Source organism: Arthrobacter sp. HMWF013, from assembly GCF_003061105.1.
GTDB lineage: Bacteria > Actinomycetota > Actinomycetes > Actinomycetales > Micrococcaceae > Arthrobacter.
Window position 1 is genome coordinate 1 of sequence record NZ_QAIQ01000174.1, and the last position, 7,352, is coordinate 7,352.

Sequence of the window (7,352 nt, forward strand, 5' to 3'; positions counted from 1 at the left end):
GTGCTGAGCACCCTGGCAGCCTGGGAGGACGAGGAATTCGGCCGCACCCGGCTGGGGCTGGACGGCGCCTTCGGCAGCATCGACCGCACCAGACTGAACGTCAACGGCTCCTCCCTCGCCGCGGGGCACCCGTTCGCAGCAACCGGCGGACGGATTGTCGCCTCCCTCGCCAAGATGCTCGAAGCCAAGGGCACGGTTGACGGACGGCCGGCACGCGGACTCATTTCCATCTGCGCGGCCGGCGGCCAGGGCGTCGTCGCAATTCTCGAAGCACTTTAGGGGGACCGGATGACGGACAAATACACCCAATTGGTGAACCAGGGGCTCGGGCGTAACGTCGCGAAGAAGCTTGGCCTTCCCCAACCGGCAATCCTGCGCCGTTACCAGCCGGGACAGCCGCTGATCTCAGGTCCGGTTCTGGTCCAGGGAACCACTCCAGGCGCGGATACCCTCGCGGCCGCCCTGCTCGCCTGGGACCTCGACGTCCGGAGGCATGCAGTTCCCCGCGAACGGCTGGGCGCCATCATCCTGGTCCTGGACGACGTCGCCCATCCAGGTGAACTGGAACGGCCCATCCTGTCGGTTGCCTCCTCGCTGCGCGACCTCGCCCCGAGCGGTCGTTTCCTGACGGTTTCCCGGCCCGTCACTGATGATGTGACGCCCGCAGAGGCAGCCGCGAGGCAAGGTGTGGACGGTTTCCTGCGTTCGCTGGCCATGGAGCTTAGGGCAGGGGCTACCGGTAACGGGATCCTGCTCGGAGATGCAGTGGAGACCACGAGCCCCAGCACCCTGGCAGCCGTTCGGTTCCTGCTCTCAGGCCGTTCCGCCTATGTGGACGGACAGTTCCTGACCGTCACTTCCCCTGATGGGCAGCTGCCTGCTGACTTCGACAGACCCCTCGCAGGCAAGGTCGCCGTTGTCACCGGCGCCGCCCGGGGTATTGGTGCGGCCATTGCCCGCACGCTCCACCGCGACGGGGCCACCCTGGTGCTGGTGGACATCCCCGCCGCAGGGGACCACCTCGCCGGTGTTGCCAATGAACTTCACGGCACCGCCCTGCAACTGGACATCAGCCGCGACGATGCCGGCCAGCGGATCATTGACCACGCAGTGCAGCGCCACGGCCGGTTGAACATCGTCATCCACAACGCCGGGATCACCAGGGACAAGCTGCTGGCGAACATGGACCACACCCGCTGGAGTTCTGTCATCAACGTCAACATTGCAGCCCAGCTCCGGATCAACGAAGCGCTCCTCGCCTCAGATCATTTCGCCAGCTCCCCGCGGATCGTCTCAGTGGCCTCCACCAGCGGAATCGCCGGTAACCGCGGGCAGACAAACTACGCAGCATCCAAGGCGGGAGTCATGGGCATGGTCCGGGCAGCTGCGCCACTGCTGGCCGAGCGGGGCGGAACCATTAACGCCGTGGCTCCAGGCTTCATCGAAACGGACATGACCGCCCGGGTCCCGCTGGTGCTCCGGGAGGCCGGCCGCCGCCTGAACTCACTCCGCCAGGGTGGGCAGCCCGCAGACGTGGCCGAAGCCATCGCCTTCCTGGCCAGCGATGCCGCGGGCGGCATCAACGGCGGCGTGCTGCGCGTCTGCGGACAGTACATGGTGGGGGCATGAGCCTGGTCCAGCCTGTCATCCTTGGGGACATGCCGTCCCTGTCCAAGCTGTACGTCAACGCCGCCGCGCAGGCCGCCCGCCGGCGGGTTCTGGGGACCCACACCAGTTCGCGCCTGCCCGACAGCGGCCATGAGGTGAGGGGGGTCACGGCCGACGTCGGCAACCTCACCGCGTACCAGCACCTCATCGGACTGACCGCACGGGACACCCTGCCTGCCGGCTACCTTCATGCGCTGACCTTCCCGCTGGCCATCAGTGTGATGAACCGTGACGATTTTCCGCTGCCCATGCTCGGGATGATCCACCTCAGCAACCATGTGGAGCAACGCTCGCCAATCCTGTTCACCCAGCCGTTGGACATCGTCGCGTGGTCGGAAAACCTCAGGGGCCACCGGGCGGGGACGCAGCTGGATATTGTTGCCGAAATCCGGGCGTCCGGTTCACCGGATATCCGCTGGGCCGGGCGTTCAACGTACCTGGCGAAGGGAGTCTTCCTGCCCGGGATTGACAAGCCGACCCCGCCCAATGGCGTCAACGACTTCGCCCCGGGGGACCCGACGGCGATCTGGCACCTGGGTGTCGATACCGGCAGGGCCTATGCCGCCGTATCCGGGGACTTCAACCCGATCCACCTGAGCGTACTGTCAGCCAAGGCGCTGGGGATGCGGCGTTCCATCGCCCACGGCATGTATCTCGCCTCGCGCGCCCTCGCAGATGTCGGCCCGGCCAAGGGAGACGCCTTCAGCTGGGACGTCACCTTCGAGGCGCCGGTGTTCCTTCCCGCGCGTGTTGCCTTGGATATCAGGACGGCGCAGGGGCCTGGCGGAGCGTGGCAGCGTTCTGACTACGTCGCCTGGAACCCCCACTCGGGCCGGAAGCACTTCAGCGGCACGGTGGCGATGCTCTAAGACAGGCTCCAGCGCGGCCGGGCTATTCGGGTTCCGGCCGCGCCGCCCGGAGAATCCGGTGCAGGCTCAGGAGGATGGACTCGGAAGCCGGCACGGTGCCTTCAGCAGGCTTCCGCGCGGCAGCTGCGGCACTGCAGTGTTCGACTGCAGCTTCCGCTGAACCGAACAATTGCCGCTGTTCCTGTAGATCCTCGTGCTGAAATGAGCCCAACAGCTTGCCAGCGGCAATCATGGCATCCGCGAGCGGAGCACTGTCCTCAAAGGGAACCTCGTAGGGCACGTCATCCTTCCAGATGACGTCGGAGAGGACTTCGGTCATGTCCTGGATATGGAAGGTCACCCGCTCCAGTTCGCGGAGGTTGCGGTAGTCAAGATCCACGTCGCGGGGATGGAGCTTGCGCCGCGGGTTGGCACGGCGGCTGGCGTCAGCTTCCTCAACGAGGTGGCGAACCGTCCGTGCCGCTCCTGCCAGCTGATCCGAGCGCCTTGCCCAGTCCTCGTGCTCGGGCGGCCATTCCTCTTTCAGGGCCGCCCCCATGTCAGTGAGTTGCCGGCCCAACGCGGCGCGGAGTTCGTCCAGGCTTTCCGCCGCTGCTGCGAAATGCAGGGGAGGGAAGATCAGGAAATTCACTGCAATGCCCACGGCAACGCCAACGCCCATCTGGATCAGGTAGCCAAACGAGAAATCGTCAGGGTTGCTGCCGCCCACCAACAGCACCAGGAGCGCCGCCGTCGGGATCCAGTCACTGCCGGAGCCGAGCCTCGGCAGTCCGCCGAGCAGGACACCGATACCCATGAAAACGGCCACGCTTACCGGCGAGGGATCAGTGACATTGACCAGGACAAAGGCCAGGCCAATTCCCATGGCGAGTCCGATCAGGGCCTGGAGACCCTGCTTCACCGATCCCGCCACATTGTGGTACATCGCCACCAGGGCGCCCAACGGGGCGTAGTACGGGTAGTTGGCCGCGGCGCCCGGCATCAGGGGCGCGATGAGAAACGCCAGGCCTGCTGCGATCGCCGCCTTGGCGGCCAGTTGCAGCCGCTGCGCAGTAAATGCCGTGGACAGTCCGGCTACCGCATTCCTCAGAAGCCGGGTCCCCATCGGTTGGGCTTCAGGCTGGCTTTTAGAGTTTCGCACTGCCCAACATTAGGGCGCCGCTTCAATCAGGACAAGCGCACTGGCAGGGACAACCGCAGTGCTAGGACAGTGTTGCCGCGGCGCACCGTACGGCTGAGGCCAGGCGATGCGCCTTTCCCGGCGTGCGGCCGTCCTCCGCCCGCCGGGGAACATAGCCGAAACCGAGGCCGTAGGCGGGATCGGCGAAACCCAGGGCAGCGCTGGCACCCTCGTGGCCAAAGGCCCGGTGACTGCCGAAATTCCGGGACGGATGCGGCTTCATGAAGACCACCGCAAAGGCGTTGTCCAGCCCCGAACTGCGGTCCAGGCCCCAGACCTGCTCCTGCGACATGACGCTGACCGTTTCCGGCGTCAGCAACGGTGCCCCGCCGTCGACACCGGTAATAGCCGCCGCGTAAAGCCGGGCCAGGCCCTCTGCGGTGCCAACGCCGCCGGCGGCACTCATGCCTGCCGCCCGCACCTCCTTGCGGTTGGGAAGTTCCATGATGGAACTGACTGCAGCGTTGCTGTTGAGCCCGTCCAGGCTCAGCGGGTCCAGCCACGGCTGCCGGGGGTCGATGTCATAGAGAACCTCGCGGTAGCGCGGCTCGAATTCCTCGGGCAGACCCAGGAAGACGTCGATTCCGTAGGCAGTGCGGATCCGGTGATCATAAATGCTCTGCAGGCTGGCACCAGTGACCCGCCGGCACAGTTCCTCCATCAGGATGCCGATGGTGAGGGCATGGTAGCCAAAGCAGCTTCCGGGACGCCAGGACGGCCGGGCAGCGGCGAGCTTTTCAGCTGCGTGCGGGGTGTGGAATTCGTCAAGGGCGAAACCACCCTCCACACCCATCAGGCCGGCCTGGTGGGACAGCGCTTCGCGGACCAGCAGACGGTCCTTGCCGTGGACACCGAACCCGGGCCAATAGTGGGCCACCGTCCGGTCGAGGTCCAACAGCCCCTCCTGGACGAGCAGCGAGATAACCAACGCTGCGACGCCTTTGGAGACCGAGTACACGCCCGTGACAGTCCCGGCCGTGATGTGAGGTCCGCCGATAAGGTCCACAACCTTCTCGCTGTCGCGGTAAGCGGCAACTTGGGCGCTGTATTGCGGATCGTCGGCGAGGAAGGTTTCAAACAAATCCAGGACGTCCTCGTACCCGGGCGCTGCAAAGCCGTGAGATTTCTGCATTGTCATAGCCTAGCGGCCTAGAAAGCGCTTTCCCCGCGAGGGACCGCACCGTGGCCCGCTGCGACGTCCTCCCCGGACCGCACCGGTCCCGGGGGAGTGCCCTCGCCGAACGGCCGGCCGCCGAGCACCTCCCTGCCATGTGGCTCCAGCCAGCCGGCAAGATCCGGTCCTTGCGGAACGATACCCGTGGGGTTGATGTCCTCATGAACGATGTAATAGTGCTGCTTGATCTGGACGAAGTCGGTCGTGTCGCCGAAGCCCGGGGTCTGGAACAGGTCCCGCGCATAGCCCCAGAGCGCCGGCAGCTCAGTCAGCTTTTGCCGGTTGCACTTGAAATGCCCGTGGTACACGGGGTCAAAGCGGGCAAGGGTGGTGAACAGGCGCACGTCCGCTTCAGTGATCGTCCCGCCCACGAGGAACCGCTGATGGGTGAGGCGTTCCTCAAGCCAGTCCAAGGCCGTCCACAGCCGGTCATACGCCACGTTGTAAGCGTCCTGGGAGCCGGCGAAGCCGCAACGGTAAACGCCGTTGTTGACCTCGGTGAAGACCCGCTTATTGACCGCATCGATCTCTTCCCTGAGAGCTTCAGGATAGAGGTCCGGGGCACCGTCGCGGTGGAACGCGGTCCATTCAGTGGAGAAGTCCAGGGTGATCTGGGGAAAGTTGTTTGTGACCACCGCTCCGCTGGGAATATCGACGATGGCGGGAACTGTAATGCCGCGGGGGTAGTCCGGGAAACGTCGGAAGTAGGACTCCTGGATCCGTTCAACACCCAGGACAGGATCCACGCCGCCCGGATCCAGGTCGAAGGTCCACGACCGCGCATCGTGGGTGGGGCCGGGCTGGCCCAGCGAGATGGCGTCCTCCAATCCGAGAAGCCTGCGCACAATCACGGTCCGGTTCGCCCAGGGGCAGGCCCGTGCCGCTATCAGCCGGTAGCGGCCGGCCTCTACCGGCCAGCCCGGCTCGCCGTGGTCACCGGGCCGCCCGTCACGGGTGATCCGGTCCTCGATGTAGTTCGTGTCCCGGGTGAATTCTGCTCCGCCGGTGACGTACGCGCCCCGGGTGCTGTGGTCCGTGGTTCCCGTGGTCGTCTGCTGGGTCGCTTGCGTTTCCTGGCTCATGGGACCAGCCTATGCGCCGGCGGCCAGGACCGTGGAGATCGGGAGCCAGGCGACCAGCCAGCAACCTGCCACGACTGCGCTGAACAGGGCTATCCAGACGAAGGCCGGCACTGACGTGGCCCGGTAGAGCAGGTAGGCATCGGAACTGGCCAGCCTGTCGCGCCGGCGGAGGTGCACGTTGGCGAGTTTGATGAGGTCCCGGACAGCGGCCACGAGCAGCGCCAGTCCCAGGATGATCGCTATATGGCCGCTGAAGACCGCAGGCACCCACAGGACCAGTGCGGCGCTGCAGAGGACACAGGCGGCAGTGATGAGCAGTCCTGACAGGTTCCGGATGAAGATGACGGAGACAAGCAGGACGAGCGCCCCGGCGACGAGGGCGGCAGGTCCCCAGCCCGTGAACCCGCACCACACAAATGCCGCGCCCACCAACGCCGGTACGGGGTATCCCCAGAATCCGGACCAGACGGCGGCAAGCGGCCGGCTGCTGTAGCTGGTGGTGGTGCCTGAGTGGTCGAGCCGGAGGTGGATGCCGCCCAGTCGCTGTCCGCTCAGTACCGCGGCGAACGCATGGCCGAGTTCGTGGGTGGCCGTTGCGAGCAGGCCGAAGTATTTCCAGGTCTGCCGCGGGATGGACAGAGCGATCGCTCCGGCCACCACCAGCGACAGCTCCATCAGCGTTACGGCAGGGGGTGCCGTGCGGCTGAAGGCTTCGATCAGGCGTTGCCACAGTTGCTCGGGGAGGGGGATCATGGCGGTCAGGAGGGGGAGTGGTGATTGTCAGCCATAGACCTCTACGGTACTAGAGGACCCTGATGGACCACCCCGCCGTTGATGAACAGAGGAAATCGTGACCACGTTGAAGGAACGGCTGCATGCCGACGTCGTAATCCACATGAAGGAACGCAACAAAACAGCGTTGACCACTGTGCGGAATGTACTGGGCGAGATTGAAACGCGCGAGAAGTCAGGCAAAGCCCCCGTCACGCTGGATGACCTCCAGGTGACGGCACTCCTGCAGAAGGAAGCAGCAAAGCGACGCGACACAGCCCGCATCTACACCGAGGCCGGCGAGCCGGAGCGCGCCGCAGCCGAAATTGCCGAGGCTGAAGTTATTGAGGCATACCTTCCCCAGGCACTTTCGGAGGCTGAGGTGGAGTCGATCGTGGATGAAGCAATTGCCGCCCTGAGGGCTGAAGGCCGGGAGCTGACGGCCCGCCAGATGGGTGAGGTCATGAAGCCGGTGACGGCGAAGGTTGCCGGTCGCTTCGACGGCAAGGCCGTGAGCCAGATCGTCCGCAGCCGTCTTGCCTAAGCGGCAATGGCATCCCGGAACGCAGCATAAGAATGCAGCTTAAAAACGTAGGGCACGTCCACTT

7 protein-coding genes and 1 pseudogene are annotated in these 7,352 nt (G+C 65.4%); 4 read left to right on the forward strand and 4 right to left on the reverse strand.

Annotated elements, in window-relative coordinates; all coding sequences use genetic code 11:
• The 3 genes and pseudogenes from DBR22_RS07655 to DBR22_RS07665 form a co-directional block, all read left to right on the forward strand.
• Window positions 1-279: pseudogene (locus DBR22_RS07655) on the forward strand (acetyl-CoA C-acetyltransferase); the annotation flags it as partial.
• Between the two features lie 9 nt (window positions 280-288).
• Window positions 289-1,629: a 3-oxoacyl-ACP reductase gene (locus DBR22_RS07660; RefSeq protein ID WP_108598518.1), complete on the forward strand. Its 1,341-nt coding sequence runs from the start codon at window positions 289-291 to the stop codon at window positions 1,627-1,629.
• Entirely contained in the window at window positions 1,626-2,537 is a 912-nt protein-coding gene (locus tag DBR22_RS07665; protein WP_108598519.1) for a MaoC family dehydratase, read from the forward strand. Before DBR22_RS07660 ends, DBR22_RS07665 begins: the two co-directional genes overlap by 4 nt.
• Before the next feature lie 22 nt (window positions 2,538-2,559).
• Here the strand turns inward: DBR22_RS07665 and DBR22_RS07670 are convergent, their stop codons facing one another.
• The 4 genes from DBR22_RS07670 to DBR22_RS07685 all read right to left on the reverse strand — a co-directional run bounded on the left by DBR22_RS07670 (window position 2,560) and on the right by DBR22_RS07685 (window position 6,726).
• Window positions 2,560-3,642, reverse strand: a complete 1,083-nt coding sequence (locus tag DBR22_RS07670; RefSeq protein WP_108598520.1) for an FUSC family protein — start codon at window positions 3,640-3,642, stop codon at window positions 2,560-2,562.
• Between the two features lie 97 nt (window positions 3,643-3,739).
• Window positions 3,740-4,849, reverse strand: a complete 1,110-nt coding sequence (locus tag DBR22_RS07675; RefSeq protein WP_108598521.1) for a serine hydrolase domain-containing protein — start codon at window positions 4,847-4,849, stop codon at window positions 3,740-3,742.
• A 17-nt stretch (window positions 4,850-4,866) separates the two neighbouring features.
• Complete coding sequence (locus DBR22_RS07680; protein WP_108598522.1) at window positions 4,867-5,973, reverse strand: glutathione S-transferase family protein; 1,107 nt, start codon at window positions 5,971-5,973, stop codon at window positions 4,867-4,869.
• A 9-nt stretch (window positions 5,974-5,982) separates the two neighbouring features.
• The gene (locus DBR22_RS07685) at window positions 5,983-6,726 is read right to left on the reverse strand and encodes a M50 family metallopeptidase (RefSeq protein WP_108598523.1); all 744 of its coding nucleotides are present in this window, start codon (window positions 6,724-6,726) and stop codon (window positions 5,983-5,985) included.
• 97 nt (window positions 6,727-6,823) lie between these two features.
• Here DBR22_RS07685 and DBR22_RS07690 point away from each other — a divergent pair, with 97 nt between their 5' ends.
• Complete coding sequence (locus tag DBR22_RS07690) at window positions 6,824-7,288, forward strand: GatB/YqeY domain-containing protein (protein WP_108598524.1); 465 nt, start codon at window positions 6,824-6,826, stop codon at window positions 7,286-7,288.
• The last annotated feature ends 64 nt before the right edge of the window (window positions 7,289-7,352 follow it).

Excerpts from the sequence above, each read along its gene's own strand:
- DBR22_RS07660 (WP_108598518.1), top strand. The coding sequence starts at position 289 with ATGACGGACAAATACACCCAATTGGTGAACCAGGGGCTCGGGCGTAAC.
- DBR22_RS07665 (WP_108598519.1), top strand. The coding sequence starts at position 1,626 with ATGAGCCTGGTCCAGCCTGTCATCCTTGGGGACATGCCGTCCCTGTCC.
- DBR22_RS07670 (WP_108598520.1), bottom strand. The coding sequence starts at position 3,642 with ATGGGGACCCGGCTTCTGAGGAATGCGGTAGCCGGACTGTCCACGGCA.
- DBR22_RS07675 (WP_108598521.1), bottom strand. The coding sequence starts at position 4,849 with ATGCAGAAATCTCACGGCTTTGCAGCGCCCGGGTACGAGGACGTCCTG.
- DBR22_RS07680 (WP_108598522.1), bottom strand. The coding sequence starts at position 5,973 with ATGAGCCAGGAAACGCAAGCGACCCAGCAGACGACCACGGGAACCACG.
- DBR22_RS07685 (WP_108598523.1), bottom strand. The coding sequence starts at position 6,726 with ATGATCCCCCTCCCCGAGCAACTGTGGCAACGCCTGATCGAAGCCTTC.